A 17989-nucleotide genomic window follows, 5' to 3' on the forward strand; every position below is an offset into this window, starting at 1 on the left:
AGTATGAAATGAACATTTATTTCATCCGATGAATTCTTTACCCAAAAGAGATTCCACCCAAGAGCGCTACGCCGAGCTCATATCCGGCTATCGATGGAAAAACGCCACAATTAATCCAGCCATCGCCAAACCTGGCCCGAAAGGTATCTCTGGGACCGTTTCAATTTTGCTTCGCCAGTGAATCACCAGATAAGTTATCAACGTAAACTCTGCCGCCAACAAAGCCACTGATGGGAGCGCTTCCACCCCCAACCAGGCACCCAGCGCCGCCAGGAATTTGGCATCCCCCATTCCCAATGCATCACGCTGAGTCAATCGCCGGGCGATCCACTCAACCAGCCGGAAAAACAGGTACCCACAAGCCGCACCACTCACGGCCAAAGGCAGTGCCACAAATCCAGCGGATTGCAGATTGAACAGTAGCCCCAGCCACAACAAAGAAAGTGTCAGTTGATCCGGCAGCAACAAATACTCGAAATCAATTACCGCCAACGCTATCAACAAAGAACTCAGCACCAACAGCCCCAACAGCGAATAGCTCCAGCCCATATCTAAAGCCAACAAAGAGAAAAGCACTGCCACCGTTCCCTCAACCAGCGGATAGCGGATTGAAATCATCTCGTTACAATATCGACAGCGCCCTTTCTGACATAAATAGCTCAACAACGGAATGTTATCGCGGACCGCTAACACATGACGGCAACGTGGACAATGTGAACGGGGAAAACAGAGATTAAAGCCAGCCGCCTCATTATTGATTTCAGAGAAAATCATGATCGGCAGACGGCAGATCACCACATTCAAAAAACTGCCCACACACAACCCCAGCAACCCCGACGCCAGGACCAAACACCCCGCAGAAGATTGCAGCCATCCCATTACCATGATGATCTCCCGACATATTTAACGCGAAACGCGCCCCATTCAGTAAAGAAAATAAGCAGTGAGGAAACACCAACAAAACCAAAGCAGACCGACCATTTTCCTGCACCACAGAAAGTGTAGCTTGAGAAGTCTTCAACAAAACGACCAAGCTACACATCACATAAAGACTGAATAAAATGACCTAACTGGCAGAAATAAATGTCACCGTATTGGCATCATTGGCATTACATGCAGTATTAATTTGAGCCAACGTCGAATCCGGCTTAATTTCCGTGGCCGACTGTTGCCCCTTCCCACCACCACCGACGGTCATTTTCGACCAACCCGCCACCCGCAACTTCAACGAAAGTTGCTGGCAAGCCTCATCAGGCACATTCTGATACTCAATCTTAAACGTCTGAGCGGTAGCATCTCCCGGCGAAATAAGCACCTTGCCATTCCAACTATTAAAAATAATTCCGCTGGTACCATCCTGAGTCATATTGGCCGGAACAACCTTATAATGGATGGCAATCTTGTTATCCAAACTGTCATAACCTTTGGCACCATTTTTAATTGATTTCAAATTTGCTGCCATCTGAGTAATATTCGACGATTCTGTTGAAATTTCCGAAGCCCGGAACAACTTACCAATCCCCGCTGCGGCTGCGGCTAATATCACAATACCAACAATCATGACAACCAACGCTTCAATCAACGTAAAGCCCGATTGACGCTTGGTTCTGAGTAACACACTGACTTTCTTATTCATGCTAATCACTCCAAAATCAAAATGATAGACGCGCTACAACACGCGACTTCAGAACTGCCGCCTGAACTGAAAACTCACATGCTTCAAAAAGAAATAAAACATATACGTTATAATCACATTAATCAAAATATTTATAAAACTTAAATATTTCAAATTGAAATAAATCTTATGCGTTATAATTTGAAAAGTGAAATTGTTTAAAACGTTCAAAAATCACACGATCGATCGTTAAAAACTATCAAATATATTAATTTCCATCGTGAGTATCGATTAAAATTAATGATATAGCTCATTAAAAAACCAAAGGATTTTATTCTGTCAATTAGTTAGAAATGATTACTTATAAATATTTTTAATTAGTTTAACACGACCGTTGTTAAGCCTTGCTGTTGTAATGTGTCTGTCACAGATCACATTTTGGTAATAGTGGACATGCCACAGTGCTCCTTGCTAAAGAAAAACACCTTTCATTAACCCAGTTTTTTAAATGCCGACAGAGAATTTTTGCTCACTATCTATTGAGAAAGGGAATAGGGAATTAAATACTCAATTAAAGCCAAATAACACCAACTCATCTTTTAAATAACAGAACGAAATACACATAATGATTATAAGTTGATCAAATAAAAAATAAAATTAAGTCATTCTATTAATGATGATATAGACAGTGCTCCATTAGAAATCGTGTCTGATTTAAATACCGTGATGGGATATAGTTCTGTTAATTTAGATCAAATTCAGGACAATGCATTCTGGGTACATAAATTGACAGCAATGGTTTCGCGTTATTGTTCCGTGTAGTGATTGCTATAATCGTTTTATTTTATTCAGCCACGATGAATAAGACCGGTAAACTTTTAAGCCCTTCCAGCCCATGTAATGTAAACCACTCAACTCCACAATTGACAGAAGAACGTGCGGCACAAAGGGTTTTGGCAACATGAATTACTAATATATTTCCTAAAAAAATCGACAGGTGATAATATGGTCAAAAAATATAGCGAAAAAGAAAAGCAAAAAAATCCCGTCACAATAGAATAATTCCATTAAGCACGATGAAGCAGATATGCCAAATAACACTTAAAAATAATAGATCATCTGGAGGGAACTCAGACAAATTTTTGCGATCTGAACATCCAAGATTAACGGAAATATCCCCTATGGATTTCAAGATGGATCGCGGCGGCAAGGGAGCGAATCCCCGGGAGCATAGATAACGATGTGACCGGGGTGAGTGAGTGCAGCCAACAAAGAAGCAACTTGAAAGATAACGGGTATATAAGTAATCGATATTTTGATAAAGGGATTATCATTATGCGAATGCAAGTTAAAAACTGATTGAAATGAATGGCTTTCATAAAGTAGTTATTGTAAATATAATATTTTCTCGTTTTTCCTTTTCTGGTATTTGATTCTTTAGGCTCTTATATTAATGCATTCGATAAAGATTTGCCTGAGGAAATCTGAGACAATGTTTTTTGTAACTTGGCAGAAATACTATAAATGGTAATGACTAACTAATAAGACAGAGAAACAGATTGTGGCAAAGAAAGAAAAACGGCCTCACCATGACTCACTATTCAAGCATTTTTTAACGCAGCCTGAAACGGCCAGGGAGTTTTTATCCCTTTATCTGCCCGAAGAGATCCAGTTGTTGTGTGATTTAGCCACATTGAAACTGGAACCCGGCAGTTTTGTGGATCAGCATTTACGTCAACTGCACAGTGATGTGCTGTACTCGGTTGAAACAGCTGGGGGACAAGGCTATATCTATTGTCTGATTGAACATCAGTCCACCCCTGACCCGTTGATGGCCTGGCGACTGATGTATTACGCCATGTTAGCCATAGCGGCTCACCTGAAAAAAGGCCATACTGAACTCCCGTTGGTGGCACCTCTGCTGTTTTATCATGGTGAGGTTCGGCCTTATCCTTACTCAAACCGGTGGCTGGATTGTTTTACGCTCCCTGAACAGGCGGCTCGCTTATACGGCCAAGCGTTTCCGTTGGTGGACGTCAGTGTGCTCAGCGATGAAGAGATCCTGACACATAAAGGGGTTGCCCTGATGGAACTGGTGCAAAAACACATCCGCTGCCGAAATGCACTAATGTAATCACCCCTCAACATTAATGATCATCTTTAGTCATGAAAATTAAGTTAATTAATTGATTTTAAATTGAAATTTACTTTTCATGGGTTCGTCTTAATCAGTGATAATCATAAATATTCATATTGTGTCATGAAAATTATGTACATACCGGTGTACATAAATTACATTAAGAGCCATATTATTTTGAGGAAATTAATATGGCTATTACTGATTCATGGCTGCGTTCAGTCAGCGGCAAACCACAAGAAAAAATGATTACCAAGTCTGATAGGGATGGCTTATCCGTCCGTGTTACCCCAAAAGGGAAGGTTATCTTTCAATTTAGATATCGATGGGGCGGTAAAGGGGATCGAATAGATATCGGCACTTATCCAGCAACGAGCTTAAAAGATGCTCGTGATGCTGTGATTTCTTATCGCGGAGAACTGGAGCAACATCGTAATCCCAAAATAGTTAAGAGAGTTCGAAAAGAATCTGCATTGAGCGCGGTCACTGTGGAAAAGCTTATCCGGGAATGGTGGAAAACGACAATGCAAGGTTCAAAAATTAACGCCGATCAAATATTGCGTTCTTTCGAAATTCATGTTTTCCCCAAAATTGGTAAACTGCCTCATGATGAGGTAACACTGCATGTCTGGCTTACTTTAATCGAAGAAGTCTCAAAACGGTTTCCATCAATCGGAGAGCGGATATTGACCTATTCTAAAACTGCGCATAGATGGGCTGTTCGGCGAGGAATGACCCACACTACTCCTTTGTCTGATGTGGTATCTAATGATTTGAAAGGGAAGGAGCCTGATACTGACATTGATGTTGATATCGATACTGACACGGGAGAAAGGGCATTAAGTGAAGATGAGCTGGTGGTTCTTTTCCATATTATTGATGCTCCTAGATATAATCCACGCAATGCATTAATAATAAAATTATGTCTGTTATTTGGGTGTCGCATTGGTGAATTACTGAAAGCTAAAGTTAATGATTTTGATTATGAGAAAAATATCTGGACTGTTCACCCTGCAAACCATAAAACAGGGAGAAAATCCAAAAAACCTATTGTCAGACCGATTATTTCAGAAGCTAAAAAATTAATTGAGCATGCAAAAAAATTAAATCACGGGAGTGAATATTTGTTTACTGTATTTGATGGTAAACCCTTCACGAGGGGATCACATGCGGGCATCATTGATGGTCTCAATAAAAAGATGGCTCCTCACTTTAATCCCTATATACGTTGGTCAATCCACGATTTGCGCAGAACTATGCGCACCGGGGTTTCTGAATTAACACCGCCCCACGTTGCTGAAACGATGATCGGTCATAAACTGCCAGGGGTTTGGCAGGTGTACGATAAGCACACCTACCTGAATGAACAAAAGGAGGCATATGAACGCTGGTGGGCGAAGTTGACTAAAATCGTTTCCCGTTCTCCCAATCCTCAATGTCCTTCCTAGAGAAGCTGTTTTCTCTCCCGCGAAATCTGGGTTTTGGGAAACCTTCTTTTTTCTGTTTCCCATCCCCACACCACGTTCTGATAGTGTGGGGTGTAACCCGCAACTTTTTAGCTAGCTCGCGTGTAGTAATATATTCAGACTCTTCCATACTCATTTTTCACTTCCTCTCTGATAACCATTCTCCAAAATTATCCTTGCCACTGTTGCCGGAGTTGTTTTATCACTCCAGACAAGATCATCAATCAGAAAGTTCAGTTCAGCAGCAAGCACGGATTCTACATCTTTAGGCCAATACTCACGTGGAATATCGCTGTGATGAGAATCCTTGATGGCTTTAAGTGTCATCAATACCATCTCTTCCGATGTTCTGTCAGCTTTTCTGTAACCGGCGTTCCAGATTGCATCTGTAATATTAGATGGATCACCCCATGCTGAGGCGATTACCTGTGTTAAGTGGAATGAGTTATTGATCATTGTTTTTTCCTCTGGTGACTAACAGTATCTATATCTTGTCCGCAAAAAGGGCAGTAATTCACCATAACGCCAGTGCCGACAAATTCACCGGAATGTAACTGAACGATATCAGTGCCCGGCTCCCCGGTTTTTATGATGAACCTCGTTGGTAAAAATAAGCCCTTGCTTCGTTTTGTGGGTGAACCAAGTTCAAGGGATTTTGCTAGTGCGCTACAGGCGGATAATTTATTTCCGTTCTTTTGGCATTTATTCACTTTCCTGCTCCTTGTTACGTAATTTGCGACGTTTCTTAGTCTTCTTAACTGGCGTTAACTTCACATTCGCCACCTGCGGCGCTGGTGGTAGAGGAGGGCATTTGCCCTCATGGATATAAAAATTACGTTTCATGCGGTGGATGATTCGCTGTGTATAGTCCCTGCCATCATCGATATGGAATGTCGTTCTGACCAGTTCATCATCGGTATCTGCTATCTGGCTGTGCTCTTCTGTCACTGTTCGCTCTCCCTGCAAATGATTTTATAGGCCCGCAATATGTGAGCTGTTTTGCCGGTGATAGTGGCTTTCCTTAATAGAAAGCCAGTAGACCAGGCACGAACAGGTACCATTAACAGGGCGGCATCGATACAACGGTTGTGTTTGCGGCGTTCAGTGATGAAACTGGTAACGACGATCTGCGCAATGTTACCCTTGTCTAAGTATTCGATTTTCATCGCAATGACTCCTACACCCGGCACGGCATGACAATAAATTGAGGATTGCCATAACGCTGATTGATGTTGTCGCCAAACTTCATTAAGCAACCATCTGTCATACTGGATGGGTACATAGAAACAGTGATAAGCCCTGTATCAGCCCCAAACATTTTGTAAGGATAGGCTAGGTAACGCGCCTGAAAGTGAGGGATAACATTTTCCACTTTCTTTGGAAGAATCCGCTCTAAGTCAGGGAAACGACCATCCAATATTGATAGAGCGGTAAATCCAACTCTCACCCCGGTAATACTCCTGTGCACGGCATAAGGTTCTTTGGTGAAATGCAGTTCCGTTGTTTCTGCTTTCCTTGGTACTCTCCCGTGAAATTGAATGATAGCTTTGCGGCGAGTGTTAACGCCGTGCTCTAACCGTAAAGCTACGCAGCCGTTTGTTGACTCCAGGTATTTGGGAGTGATGTGTAATCCGTAAAGGTAGTAGCGCAGATCATCTTTAGCGACACACACCAATGCAGCACGTAATAGACATGAACGAATAATCATTGCTTTTCCTCCCACCCGATAACCTGAAACAGCCCCATTTTTGGGTGATGCCATTTGGATTTACGTTGCTCAGCTTCGCTCATCATCAGACGGAACGCGCTCATAAAGTCCTCTTTAAATATGATTTTCATCGGGCGAGGCTGGCCGTCTGGTGCCATAATGGTGATGCTGTCCGTTGGTACGTTGTACTGTTCGGCCAATGTACGGCACTTGGCATTGGTTAATCCTGATTCAGTCGCAGACAGAGAGAACCCAATCCAACCTGTGGGAATAGCTCCCTGCTTGATTTGCTCAATGGTTTCATGAACCTGTTCAACTTTTTCTTCGACCTGATTAAGGCGGCGCTCCTGTTCTACTTGTGCTAAGGCGTAGGCAAGGTTAAGTTCAGCCTGGGATTTTGGTTTTGTGGCACCAGACTCCAGAGTAAACCAGCGATCAATGATGGCGGCACGACGTCTTACGTCATATCCGGTTATCAGAATTTCGGTATTCCGGCGATCAAGGAGAATTTCACTGATAAAGCCCCTCTCATCAACAGCAACAGCAATCCCGGCAGTAAACATAACCTGTTGATTTCTATGATTCCTCAAAAATGAGGAATCGAATTCAACGCTATAGACGGCTTTCAGAACTTCCCGGATGTCACGAATAACGTTATCGTGGCGCTTATCTGTCAATTCCGCAATTTCACGGCTGCCCATCATGGACGCTTGATTGTTGGTGACTCTGGACTCCCGGCTAACAGAAGTCACACCGGCTGTATGGGGTTTGTTTTGACAGCTCATTACAATCCCTCCGCTCTATTTGGTAACCGGGCTTCTCTTGAACAACGACTGGCATCAAGAGCACAACATTCGCGCTCTTCATCCGTCAGCGCCCAGTCAATAGCCTCGCTATAGGTATTGGCTGCGCGTCTAAACAGGCCGCGTTCCTCAAGCTCTTTGGCTTTCTCTTTTAACTCGTGAAAGCTTTTCATGCTGATGCCTCCTCTTTATCCATACGGGCCTTAAGTGCAGCAGCAAGCTTTTTGGCCACCCATTCTTCCCTGCGGTGCTGACTGGCGCGGGCTTTCAGTTCTTCATAACGCTGATGTAACGTGTGGCGTTTTAAATTCAGTTCAGCACGGCATTCAGCCCATTTTTGGTTAGCTGGATGTTTGGCGTGTTCAGCGACTTTCTTCCAGAGGATCGCCGCCATTTCATATTTTTCATCTTTCTCACTTTGAATAGCTCTCTGTGAGAAATTAAAATGAGTAATGTTCATTTCGCTGGTCCTTATTTACTGAAATGTATATTCGGGTGAAAATCCGCTGTATTTAACCCTTTCTGTAATTACCTTAACAAGGGCACACATAAAATCATTGCCTTCCTTTGTTAACCCGCCGTATTTAGAGAGATAATCTCTGTAGCTATTTAAAATATATTTACCGGCTTTCTCTCGTTTATGTTCGTTATAAACAGGGACCTCAAAGAACACATGCAAAGCCGTCTTTAATATTTCCCCAGATAACTCGATAGTACACATAGAACCATCGTTAAGACTGACAGCAATACAATGACTGTGAGTCTTCTTCATCATTGCATCAAGTTTTGCCGCGATTAAACGATTTCTGTAACGTTCAATTAATATTTGATTACTCATAGATACCCCTTTGCTTAGGCTGAGATAATCCCCAGCCATTAAGCTGTAATTAAAAGTTAACTGATTACTACATTAGTAAGAGTTTATATTTAAAACTCACCTCTACTTATTTTAATTAATGCATCACAATGTTGCTGAGCAGCTTCTTTTGTTAAATGAATCTGACCTCTTTTTAATAAACGCATATCAGTGTCACCGGCATCCCAGTGATATATATAACAATCCCAATCAGCCACCCAGTACCCCGCACCTGTTTTTAATTCATAATCAACAGGCTTCGGAAAACTGACTTTTCCGACTGTTATCATCTCGGGCTTGCGGCGATATTCATAAAAATCGATCCATTTTGGATTAGAACCGCATTTTAGCCATCCATCACCTTTTTGCCTCCATTCATATAGCTCCCAAGGTTTATCAGTCTTCGAAGCATCTATCGCATATTCCATCATTAACTCAGCGTGCACGTGTCTTTTATTGTCTGACATTGTTTAATCCTCGCCTTTAGATATACCAATCATTTTGTTTAAGTCTTCAACTTTTACTGACAGTGAAGTGTTTATACTTCTGATTTCCTCAGATGGAATTAAATCTTTCGCTTCCTGCCAGACTTCAATAAGTCGCTTTGTTGTAGTGACTGAATTTAAAATAGCGTAAACGTTATTTTTTATTTCCTCTTTCTTATTGTTTAGCTCACTGACTTTTTTTTCTATCTTCGTAAATCGAACAGAGAGTTCATTGTCCGCTGGAAAACGACAATGTTTCCGCTCAGGTGTTATTAACTTAATGTCTTTTCCCAATTCATCTTTGCCGTAAGGTAATCTTCCCGACTGTAACCCACCAAACGCCGCACATATCCCGTAATCTGTTGCCTTATAAATATGAATATCGCTGTCAATATTAACTTGAAACTCTTTAATAGCTTCAAGTGCCTTATCATATATGAGATTGTAATGTTTGGATTTTTCTTCTCCGCCCAACGCCGCAATTCGGACGTCTTTTGCGAGTTGGTACTTTTCTTGCCCCAATTGTACATATGATTCAGAAATCCCGGCTAATGACAACGCATTATTGACTATTTCTTTCTTTAAATCTTTTGTTAATTTCTTTGACATTGTTTAGTCCTCATTTTTAATTAATAATTGGCTTCCGTGCTGATGATTCCTTTTGTATTCCCGGCGTAGCGAAATTATTTTTTCATCCCCATTAATCTAAATTCAACATTGGACTCATCAAATATATCTCGCAATAATTCAACTTCGCATTTTGCGTCATCGTCGTTATCAGCTTTAACCCAGACTGTTGTCGCCTGACTGTTGATTGAGAGATATATAATTTCAACTTCGTACATTTTTTTAACTCCTTAACCAAGATGTAGCCGGACTGTTTTTGGCAATAGCATTGAGACATTCTTTTTTTAATTTCATGGTTTCGGCGAAAGCGTGACGATATTTGTCGAACAATATATCAATTTCTTTCTGTCGCCTAAGTAACAATTTTATTCGCCTGACTGCCCTTTTATGACACCGGATATATTCAGGAAATAATTCCCCTATTTTCCAGCGTACTTCATTGTCTTCACCAATAATTGTCTGAGTCGGGTAATTGGTTTGGTGTCCGGCCCGGTTAAATACTTTCTGCGTCATGATATGCGCTAATTTATTAATGGCACTATCACGACTAAAGCGTTTGTAATAACGACCGTGGCGATTAACAACATACACAGGCAAACTTTTTACACCGAATGCGTTTTCAATGGCGCTATCACTAATAGGCTCATCGTCATCAAAGCAGGAATAAGCAATTTTTTCTAGTTTCATAATTTAAGCCCCTTCCAATGTTCTTATTTCTTGCGCAATGTCGCTCGCCAGACTAGAAGCGAGATTTGTTTGTATTTGCATAACTTTTAAATTCATGTCGGAAATACTATTAGCTAAATAATTCGTCACCTTTCTTCTTTTTTAGCACTTCACTGGCAACTAAATGAATAACGCTGATAAGTTCACGGCACAACATTTCCTCTTCTTTGCTGCCATCCAGATAACCTGCCGCAGCCGCTAGTGCTTCTATTTTTCCGAGTGCATCCTCTGTTTCGAAATCAATGCAAGGAGCGCTGTGTTGTTTATTTAGAGAATTGCTATTCATTCTTCACCCCCACTATTTAAGGCTGCTTCAAGGGAACGATGAATCTCCGAATTAATTTGCCCCATCCATACAATGGAATATCCTGACAGTATTTCAGATAATGCATCTTTAGCTTGCTGATAACTTTCAGCCACATATTTAACTTTAACCATGAGCTGTTCAGTGTCTGCTTTTCTTTTGACTGCAAAAGTGAAAATCTTTGTGATACAATTCGCGTTGAACATAGTAATCATTCCTCAAAGTGTTTATTTTGTTCAGGCTCTGGTGTCTGATTGGTGTCGGTACCAGAGCCATTTCTAAATCAGTTCAGTCCAAATTAAGGACGTCTGCACCCAATACAGCTTCAAGAGAACAATTGACTTCATAGTTAATATCACACACAAGAGCAATTAGTTCGCACAACTCGCCTGAACATTTTTCTTTGTCAGCCATGCTCGTAATGACTTCATAAAGTGAACAGGCTAGACCTGAGCGATATTTTGCATCGTCTAAAGTAATTGGTTTACGCATGATCTACCTCCATGTTATGGCGTTTTATTGCTGAAAAAATAAAAGTCTTCTTGAACATAATAATCATACCTCGGTGTGTTTATTGTTGTTCCTGCCCATTCAACCACTTCTGTTTCTTCTGGTGATTAAGTTATCACCTTAGTAGTATTAAATCTATCACTATAGTTCTAATTATTCTAGACCTATAGTGATAAAAAATTATTTTTTATTTTATGAGATTGAAATAAAAGAAATTTTTGTTAAAAAACAAAAAATGTTTTTTTATCTTGATAATTGTAATGATTTAGTTAAAAATTAAGATACTGTACGTCTAAACAGTATCTTAAGGGGGAGGAGGAATGCCAGAGCTGCTGCGAACGCACCCAGGGATTTATGCTACAGCAATCGAAATTGAACAGGGTTATTATCGTCTTCGTTTCATATCACGGAACAGGTATATAATAACACCCACTAATTCAACGTCAGGACTGATAGGAGTTAATGGTACTCTAGCGTCATCAACAGATAGAAAGCCGAAAGCACCACCTTGTACAAAACGATATACAGAGTAGTTTTCTCCTATGCGCGCATATACCAAATCATTGTTAGCTGCTTTTTCTGATCTATCGATTACAATTAAAGAACCTTCTGGAGCTTCTGCGCAGCCGGTATTCTGGGTGATTCTATACGCTCTGTATGTGTCAGATGATTCAAAGAATCCCGGAATCATAATTGTATCCCCTGTATCGCGCTCGGCATCATAGATTTTTACAGGAAATGATTTGGTGCACTTTACCACCACTGAGGCGGGTAAGTTACCTGGGTGCATGGGACCGCTGCCATCACTAAGCCACTCTGGACGCACACCGAGAACTCTAGCTAAATCAACAACTTTAGTAGTGCTTTGCGCCTTCCCTGTGGTTAATTTCCATATCATGGACTGAGCCATGTCTACTTCCTTGGCAAGAGAAGACTGTGTGAAGTCTTTCTTTCTCATTGCCTCTTTTAGTCTTTTCGCGAATGTCATACCTACCTCTTCAATAAGTTTTGTTAATTCTATCTCTAAAGTGATATCTTTGCAAAAAACACCATAGTGATTGATTTATCTTTTTGGTGATATTAATATCACTATGGAGTTAATTAGAGGATGGAGTATGAAAAATATTGCGGTAGAAAAGGCTATAAAAATTGTAGGTAATCAAACGATACTTGCTAATGCATTAGGGTGTCAGCAGTCACTAGTTAGCGCTTGGTTGCATGGGAAGAGACGCGTTTCCGTCTCATCTGTTCCTGACATTGTGGACCTCACAAAAGGCGAAGTTCAACATCACGAATTACGCCCAGATCTTCCAAAGGTGTTCCCACCGCCCGGAAATTATTAACTATGTTCCCTAATTCCTACGCCCAAGTATCAATGCCATCTCGGTATTTTTCTGATGATGGCAAATGGATACAGGAGATGTTACTGAGTCTAGATCCGGCTACACGAGCAAAAATCACCGTGAAGTATGCCGAGGTGTATGAAGCAGCCTGGGATGAAGAACCAATTTCATATCGAAAAGATAACGCAGCAAGACGGGCGGCCAATATCCGACTGAGAGAATTCGTTAGAAGGTATGCAAGAGCGAGTCAGGGTTATACCGAGAAGCCGCTTAGGGCATCGAAAGCACCGCCAGAGAACCAGCCCCAATCGGAGGTGGCAGGATGATCGCAGTGTTATCAGGAAGTACGGGAAAGGCTGTGTCTTCTGGCTGTGGTAGCAGTGGTTAGGGGATCACTAGGGCTAAGTATGAGAAAAATAGCCAAATGAGAATGATTATCAAAGTGGGCAAAAAACCCAAAAAAGTGGCAGGTACGGAAAAGTATTAAATAAGTACCCCCTTATTTTTTAGGACAAATGAGAATGATTATCAAAAACGAAAAAGCAGAAAAGATTATCAAAAAACACCGTGCTCTCGTGAGCTGGAAGCCTGCGCGAGCCATTGCTGAATTAGTCGCTGCGGGCCTGTCAGAGGCTGAGGCCGCCGCCATGGTTAAGGCCAACGCGCCAGCACGGAAAACACACAAGCCTCACAACAGCCATGCAAAGCCGCTGGATCTGGAAGCGTTGAGCACTCACTACCTTGTGGTGGGTGATTATGACCTGCTGAGCCTCAAGCATCAGGACGCATTGATTGCCGCTATCCGAAATGGAAAAGGCAAGAGCTCATGGCATGATGAACCAATGGCGGTAACGCTGTTCGGATTAGTTAAAGCCTATCCGATTATCACGACAGCCGAGGTGAATAAATTCCTCAGCCGTGATGCATTCATCGACAGTATTCCATTGTTCATTGACGGGGAGAGGATCGAAGGTGAAGCCATGCCGTCAGCGAATAACGACAGCGTGAAGGGGGTTTTTCGTGCAGTGAAGCAACTGAAAAAAATCACTGACCATCTGGTCGATACCGGAGAATTAACCTTTAAAAAATACCTCGACCGTGTACCAACTGACGAGGATGTCGAGCGCGCGGTGGGTATCGTTGCGCCTGTAATCATTAATCCCTATTTCCACAAAATTGACTATGAGCGCCAGTACAACGATATGCCTGCACGTGAACACAATGAGGACAGTAAGCGGATTATCAATGCGTGGAAAAACAAACTGAAAATCAAGGGAAGCAAGAAACCGAACAGCGATACTTTAGCGAGCTCGTTTGATTCGGTTCTTGCAAAGGAGACGAAATAATGAACATCACATCTCAAAGAGATTATGCCACCAATACCGACTTATTCGCAACCTTATGTGGTACTCAGCAATTGGTTGATGTTGCTATCACGCTGATTAGGGAGGGTCGAAATCTTGAGGCCGAAAGCATATTGCGAAGGGTGAATACGGACTCTTCGTCCTCTATCGAACATCACAAGACAGCATTATTGCGTAAATGAGGGGGATCCATGCTGACGATCACCCCCAACACAACCCAGAGCCGGGCATTGTCTATGTTGCGCCAGAACTGGAAACAACACAGTACCTTCATGGTATATGCGCCCACGGGGAGCGGTAAGACAGGCTTATCGGCATTCATCACTGCCGGTTTCGTTTCTCGCGGTATGCGGGTGATGTTTGTCGCACCTTACCTAACCTTAGTGCGCCAGACTGCCACCCGGTTCATTCAGTACGGACTGCCGGAAGAAGAAATTGGTTACGTGTGGCGGGATTACCAGCCTCATGATCCGAACCGCTTAATTCAGATTGCGTCGGCTGACACGCTGATCCGCCGTGACTTCCCGGACAATATTGATTTGCTGATTATTGACGAGGCCCATTTGCGCCGTAAAAAATTGCTTGAAGTGATCCATTACCTGGCAGAGAACACAGACGTAAAAGTGATTGGACTGTCAGGAACGCCGTTTTCTCCGTTTCTGGGAAACTATTATCAGCAGCTCCTGAAGCCAACCACGATGAAAGAACTTATCGCTAAAGGTGAACTCAGCACTTATGAATTTTATGCCCCCACCAAGCCGGACCTGAAAGGCGTAAAACTGACTTCCAGTGATGACTTTGGACAGGATTACAAAGAAGACCAGCTAGCCGAGATCATGGGTGATTCAACGCTGGTGGGCGATATCGTCAAGAACTGGCTGGTGAACGGTAATGATGAGCCAACCATCTGCTTTTGCGTCAATGTGGCCCACGCCAATTTTATCACAGTCGAATTTAACAAAGCCGGTGTTAATGCCGAGGTAATGATAGCTGAGACACCCCCGGAAGAAAGACAGATCATCATCCATCGATTTGAGCAGGGTGTAACAAGAATATTAGTTAATGTCGGCACACTGATTGCCGGGTTTGATAGTGACGTCCGGTGCATTATTTGCGCTCGTCCGACTAAATCAGAAATTCGTTGGGTTCAAATTCTTGGCAGAGGCTTAAGGGTTGCATCGGGAAAGAAAACGTGTCGTATCTTCGATCATAGTGGTTCAGTTCATCGGCTTGGTTATCCAGACGACATCGAGTATGACAAATTGCCTTCAAAAAGTGACGGCATGAAAGAGGCTTCTCGCCGTACTGACAGCGACAAAGCTGAAAGGCTCCCGAAGGAGTGCCCCAGTTGCCACTTTATGAAGCCCGTGGGCGTTTATGTCTGCCCGAAATGTGGGTTTAAGCCCCTAAGCGGTGAAGATGTGGAAGTTGACTGTTCTCGCGGACTGAAAAAACTCAACGGCAAGGACCGCACCTACAGCAAGAAAGAGAAGCAAAGCTGGTGGTCACAAATCAAATATTACCAGCACCAGAGGGCCAACCAAGGCAAGCCTATTTCAGATGGCTGGTGCGCCCATACCTTCAGAAGCAAATTCAGTGAGTACCCCAATGGCTTACATGATCATCCGGTCGAGATCACTCCGGAAGTCAATAATTTTATCAAATGGAAGCTGATTTCATGGATAAAAAGTCAGGAGAAAAAACAACTCAGTTCAGCGACGCAGGGAGATAACTAATGAAAACAGCAGATGCGGTAACTGGACAATGGGCTAAAGTTTTCGAGTATTACGGTTTGCCGCCTATTACGGGGAAAAAACATTACAAAGGCAAGTGTCCGATATGTGAGCGGAAAGGTAAATATCGTTGTGATGATCGGGATGGGCGGGGAACCTTCATTTGTAGCTGCGGCAACGCGGGTGATGGATGGGCACTACTCCGACTGACTCAGAAGAAAGACTTTAAAACGCAAGCAAAAGAAGTTGATGAAATTATTGGCAATACGTATGCACATCAGCCTGAAAGCGTTCAGTCTTCTGCCAATAAAAATGACCGGTCATTATTTCGTGACAAGGTGATTAGGAAGTATTCTACACTGGTGAGCCTGCGCGGAACGTCAGCCGAAAGTTATTTACGCCACCGGGGGATCAACTGTTTACCCGTCGAACAAATCAGGTATTGCCATCATCAACCCGTAGGAACGAACACTTTTCAGGCCATGTATTCCCTGGCTACGGATGATAAAGGCACGCTCTGTTATCTGCACAGAACGCTATTAGAGGGTGATAAGAAAGCCAATATGGATATCGCCAAAAAGACGTATTCCCTACAGTCTGATGATTATTTAAAGCACACAGGATCTGTTGCTATTCGTATGTTCCCAGTTTCATCAACGTTGGGGATCACTGAGGGCATAGAAACTGCACTGTCATGCAAGCAGATATACGGCTGCAATACGTGGTCAACGATGAATGCGGGATTTATGGGGAAATTCCGGGTGCCAAACGGGGTTAAACACTTAATTATTTTTGCAGATATGGATTTGCATTCAGCCACCGGGCACGCAGCCGCGTTTGAGTGCGCCAGGGGCAATCTCATTGCCAAAAACGATTTAGAAACGGTCAGTATTCGCTGGCCCGATCATGGTGATTTCAATGACGTACTTGTTAACGGTGATGAAGTACGTGAACTGTCTTTTAAGAAGTGGGTGGAATAATAATGAAACTCGAATCAGCATTAAAACATTTCAGCCCGAAAGGACTGGCAATCAGTAATTCATCCAAATGCACATCAACAGACCGGATCACGGGTACGGATGTGATGGCGGCATTAGGGATGGCTGAATCTAAAGCGACGTTTGGGATGGCTGCGTTCTTGGGTAAACACGGTGTCAGCAATGAAGATACCATACGAACCGTTGAGCAACTGACCTTGTATGCTAAACGTCAGGTCCCCAAACTCATTACCAAAGCGAGTGGGCGCCAGTTGGGAAAATGCCTGGTGATCTTGGCAAAAATGGCCTTTGAAGAATATTCCCGATCTGCCGCTACAATCAGCACATGCTCACATTGCAATGGGCGCGGGCTAATCTCTGTTCAGCGTGATGTGATTAAGTACGCAGGATATAAGGACGTGATAGAGCAACGGGTAGAAACCGAGCGGGTAGATGAACTTTGCTCTCCTTGTAATGGCAAAGGGATCGCATCCAGTCGTTGTCGTTGTAACGGTACCGGCAAAGTCGTTGACCGTGAAGCAACGAAAGCTACGGGTGCGCCCGTGATTAAAATCTGTGAGCGTTGTTCTGGCCGTGGTTATAGTCGGGTACCGTCATCAGTGGCATATGCAGCAATTAAGGCTCTCCTGCCAGAACTAACACAATCAAGCTGGTCACGTAACTGGAAGCCATTCTATGAAAAGCTGGTGGCGAAATGTGATATCGAGGAAAGCAGAGCAGAATCTGAATTTAGCAAAGTAACGCGATAAAAAGAGAGGGCTTGCGTTTTGCATAAACTTGGCGTAACCTCTCCAGATAGTGGGGAATTGTAACTATGCTCACTAAAGAACATTCAGGCCCGCCGATGAGCGGGTTTTTCTATTTCAGGGCTTGCCATACTTTATTGCTCTCAATCGCGAGAGATAAAAGTGAATATTCATGAAGTAAGGCGTAGATTTGAATTATTTATGGATAAATATTACAGTGATGTCTCTCTATCTTGTAAAACAAAACATGGGATGTATTTTCTTTACTTTGGCAGCGAAACTGATATCAAATATGAGAACCCCGGCACTCAATTAATGTGGAAACTGTTTTTATCGGGCGCACAATCAGAGAGAAAAAATATTGCAGTCTCTTTACCTGCCTGCAAATCTCCGCCTGATGGTTTTTATGACGCTGGTTATAACGAAGGTATTCAGGACTGTAAAAAAGTTCTCTTGGCTTCTGGAATAAAAATACGGAATTAAATTATTTTAAAAATAGAGGCCAATCCATTGGCCTTGTTTGTTTTTATGAGATAAAATTTTTTAATTTTATCTATAACGAGATTGG

29 protein-coding genes and 2 pseudogenes are annotated in these 17989 nt (G+C 42.6%); 10 read left to right on the forward strand and 21 right to left on the reverse strand.

The window, feature by feature from the left end:
- Window positions 1-87 precede the first annotated feature (87 nt).
- The 4 genes and pseudogenes from ACUN2T_RS16030 to ACUN2T_RS16045 form a co-directional block, all read right to left on the reverse strand.
- Entirely contained in the window at window positions 88-879 is a 792-nt protein-coding gene (locus ACUN2T_RS16030; protein ID WP_445497896.1) for a prepilin peptidase, read from the reverse strand.
- Entirely contained in the window at window positions 761-1021 is a 261-nt protein-coding gene (locus ACUN2T_RS16035) for a hypothetical protein (RefSeq protein WP_445497991.1), read from the reverse strand. The genes ACUN2T_RS16030 and ACUN2T_RS16035 overlap by 119 nt, the downstream gene beginning before the upstream one ends.
- 45 nt (window positions 1022-1066) lie before the next feature.
- Window positions 1067-1636: a type 4 pilus major pilin gene (locus ACUN2T_RS16040; RefSeq protein ID WP_445493995.1), complete on the reverse strand. Its 570-nt coding sequence runs from the start codon at window positions 1634-1636 to the stop codon at window positions 1067-1069.
- Window positions 1637-2483: 847 nt separating this feature from the next.
- Window positions 2484-2585, reverse strand: a pseudogene (locus tag ACUN2T_RS16045) (IS630 family transposase); the annotation flags it as partial.
- Window positions 2586-3176: 591 nt separating this feature from the next.
- Between ACUN2T_RS16045 and ACUN2T_RS16050 the strand changes: the two are divergent.
- Window positions 3177-3737 (forward strand): annotated as a pseudogene (locus ACUN2T_RS16050) (Rpn family recombination-promoting nuclease/putative transposase); the annotation flags it as partial.
- 206 nt (window positions 3738-3943) lie between these two features.
- Window positions 3944-5200: a tyrosine-type recombinase/integrase gene (locus tag ACUN2T_RS16055; protein ID WP_445493996.1), complete on the forward strand. Its 1257-nt coding sequence runs from the start codon at window positions 3944-3946 to the stop codon at window positions 5198-5200.
- Here ACUN2T_RS16055 and ACUN2T_RS16060 read toward each other — a convergent pair.
- The 17 genes from ACUN2T_RS16060 to ACUN2T_RS16140 all read right to left on the reverse strand — a co-directional run bounded on the left by ACUN2T_RS16060 (window position 5157) and on the right by ACUN2T_RS16140 (window position 12225).
- Window positions 5157-5354, reverse strand: a complete 198-nt coding sequence (locus tag ACUN2T_RS16060; RefSeq protein ID WP_445493997.1) for a helix-turn-helix transcriptional regulator — start codon at window positions 5352-5354, stop codon at window positions 5157-5159. The two genes, ACUN2T_RS16055 and ACUN2T_RS16060, sit on opposite strands and share 44 nt — an antisense overlap.
- Window positions 5351-5674 (reverse strand): hypothetical protein, encoded by a 324-nt coding sequence (locus ACUN2T_RS16065; protein WP_445493998.1) that lies wholly within the window; start codon window positions 5672-5674, stop codon window positions 5351-5353. The genes ACUN2T_RS16060 and ACUN2T_RS16065 overlap by 4 nt, the downstream gene beginning before the upstream one ends.
- A gap of 246 nt (window positions 5675-5920) precedes the next feature.
- Window positions 5921-6166 (reverse strand): hypothetical protein, encoded by a 246-nt coding sequence (locus tag ACUN2T_RS16070; RefSeq protein ID WP_445494000.1) that lies wholly within the window; start codon window positions 6164-6166, stop codon window positions 5921-5923.
- A complete protein-coding gene (locus ACUN2T_RS16075; RefSeq protein ID WP_445494001.1) occupies window positions 6163-6384 on the reverse strand; it encodes a hypothetical protein in 222 nt (73 codons plus the stop codon). The genes ACUN2T_RS16070 and ACUN2T_RS16075 overlap by 4 nt, the downstream gene beginning before the upstream one ends.
- Before the next feature lie 11 nt (window positions 6385-6395).
- The gene (locus ACUN2T_RS16080; protein ID WP_445494002.1) at window positions 6396-6926 is read right to left on the reverse strand and encodes a hypothetical protein; all 531 of its coding nucleotides are present in this window, start codon (window positions 6924-6926) and stop codon (window positions 6396-6398) included.
- Window positions 6923-7711, reverse strand: coding sequence for a Rha family transcriptional regulator (locus ACUN2T_RS16085; protein WP_445494003.1), 789 nt, complete (start codon window positions 7709-7711; stop codon window positions 6923-6925). The genes ACUN2T_RS16080 and ACUN2T_RS16085 overlap by 4 nt, the downstream gene beginning before the upstream one ends.
- Complete coding sequence (locus ACUN2T_RS16090) at window positions 7711-7902, reverse strand: PerC family transcriptional regulator (RefSeq protein WP_350305547.1); 192 nt, start codon at window positions 7900-7902, stop codon at window positions 7711-7713. The genes ACUN2T_RS16085 and ACUN2T_RS16090 overlap by 1 nt, the downstream gene beginning before the upstream one ends.
- Window positions 7899-8189: an ANR family transcriptional regulator gene (locus tag ACUN2T_RS16095; protein WP_445494005.1), complete on the reverse strand. Its 291-nt coding sequence runs from the start codon at window positions 8187-8189 to the stop codon at window positions 7899-7901. The genes ACUN2T_RS16090 and ACUN2T_RS16095 overlap by 4 nt, the downstream gene beginning before the upstream one ends.
- A 15-nt stretch (window positions 8190-8204) precedes the next feature.
- Window positions 8205-8567 (reverse strand): hypothetical protein, encoded by a 363-nt coding sequence (locus ACUN2T_RS16100; protein WP_350305549.1) that lies wholly within the window; start codon window positions 8565-8567, stop codon window positions 8205-8207.
- Between the two features lie 89 nt (window positions 8568-8656).
- Entirely contained in the window at window positions 8657-9052 is a 396-nt protein-coding gene (locus tag ACUN2T_RS16105) for a hypothetical protein (protein ID WP_445494006.1), read from the reverse strand.
- Window positions 9053-9055: 3 nt separating this feature from the next.
- Window positions 9056-9679 (reverse strand): Nmad5 family putative nucleotide modification protein, encoded by a 624-nt coding sequence (locus tag ACUN2T_RS16110; RefSeq protein WP_445494007.1) that lies wholly within the window; start codon window positions 9677-9679, stop codon window positions 9056-9058.
- A 74-nt stretch (window positions 9680-9753) separates the two neighbouring features.
- Window positions 9754-9915, reverse strand: a complete 162-nt coding sequence (locus tag ACUN2T_RS16115) for a hypothetical protein (protein WP_445494008.1) — start codon at window positions 9913-9915, stop codon at window positions 9754-9756.
- Window positions 9916-9919: 4 nt separating this feature from the next.
- Entirely contained in the window at window positions 9920-10384 is a 465-nt protein-coding gene (locus ACUN2T_RS16120) for a hypothetical protein (RefSeq protein WP_445494009.1), read from the reverse strand.
- Between the two features lie 109 nt (window positions 10385-10493).
- Window positions 10494-10709: a hypothetical protein gene (locus tag ACUN2T_RS16125; protein ID WP_445494010.1), complete on the reverse strand. Its 216-nt coding sequence runs from the start codon at window positions 10707-10709 to the stop codon at window positions 10494-10496.
- Window positions 10706-10933, reverse strand: a complete 228-nt coding sequence (locus ACUN2T_RS16130; protein ID WP_445494011.1) for a hypothetical protein — start codon at window positions 10931-10933, stop codon at window positions 10706-10708. The genes ACUN2T_RS16125 and ACUN2T_RS16130 overlap by 4 nt, the downstream gene beginning before the upstream one ends.
- A gap of 82 nt (window positions 10934-11015) precedes the next feature.
- Window positions 11016-11219, reverse strand: coding sequence for a hypothetical protein (locus ACUN2T_RS16135; RefSeq protein WP_445494012.1), 204 nt, complete (start codon window positions 11217-11219; stop codon window positions 11016-11018).
- Window positions 11220-11622: 403 nt separating this feature from the next.
- Window positions 11623-12225: a helix-turn-helix domain-containing protein gene (locus tag ACUN2T_RS16140; protein WP_445494013.1), complete on the reverse strand. Its 603-nt coding sequence runs from the start codon at window positions 12223-12225 to the stop codon at window positions 11623-11625.
- A 127-nt stretch (window positions 12226-12352) separates the two neighbouring features.
- Here ACUN2T_RS16140 and ACUN2T_RS16145 point away from each other — a divergent pair, with 127 nt between their 5' ends.
- The 8 genes from ACUN2T_RS16145 (at window position 12353) to ACUN2T_RS16180 (ending at window position 17904) form a co-directional block, all read left to right on the forward strand.
- On the forward strand, window positions 12353-12580 hold the full coding sequence (locus ACUN2T_RS16145; protein ID WP_445494014.1) for a YdaS family helix-turn-helix protein: 228 nt from the start codon (window positions 12353-12355) through the stop codon (window positions 12578-12580).
- Between the two features lie 77 nt (window positions 12581-12657).
- On the forward strand, window positions 12658-12906 hold the full coding sequence (locus tag ACUN2T_RS16150) for a hypothetical protein (RefSeq protein ID WP_445494015.1): 249 nt from the start codon (window positions 12658-12660) through the stop codon (window positions 12904-12906).
- A gap of 195 nt (window positions 12907-13101) precedes the next feature.
- Entirely contained in the window at window positions 13102-13926 is an 825-nt protein-coding gene (locus ACUN2T_RS16155; protein WP_445494017.1) for a hypothetical protein, read from the forward strand.
- Window positions 13926-14126 carry a hypothetical protein gene (locus ACUN2T_RS16160; RefSeq protein WP_445494018.1) on the forward strand — a complete coding sequence of 67 codons (201 nt, stop codon included), beginning with the start codon at window positions 13926-13928 and terminating at the stop codon, window positions 14124-14126. Before ACUN2T_RS16155 ends, ACUN2T_RS16160 begins: the two co-directional genes overlap by 1 nt.
- 9 nt (window positions 14127-14135) lie before the next feature.
- Entirely contained in the window at window positions 14136-15680 is a 1545-nt protein-coding gene (locus tag ACUN2T_RS16165) for a DEAD/DEAH box helicase family protein (protein ID WP_445494019.1), read from the forward strand.
- On the forward strand, window positions 15680-16657 hold the full coding sequence (locus tag ACUN2T_RS16170) for a DUF7146 domain-containing protein (RefSeq protein ID WP_445494020.1): 978 nt from the start codon (window positions 15680-15682) through the stop codon (window positions 16655-16657). Before ACUN2T_RS16165 ends, ACUN2T_RS16170 begins: the two co-directional genes overlap by 1 nt.
- A gap of 2 nt (window positions 16658-16659) precedes the next feature.
- Window positions 16660-17424, forward strand: coding sequence for an antitermination protein Q (locus ACUN2T_RS16175; protein WP_445494021.1), 765 nt, complete (start codon window positions 16660-16662; stop codon window positions 17422-17424).
- Between the two features lie 159 nt (window positions 17425-17583).
- Window positions 17584-17904: a hypothetical protein gene (locus ACUN2T_RS16180; RefSeq protein WP_445494022.1), complete on the forward strand. Its 321-nt coding sequence runs from the start codon at window positions 17584-17586 to the stop codon at window positions 17902-17904.
- Window positions 17905-17989 lie beyond the last annotated feature (85 nt).

It is taken from the genome of Photorhabdus machadonis (assembly GCF_052657765.1).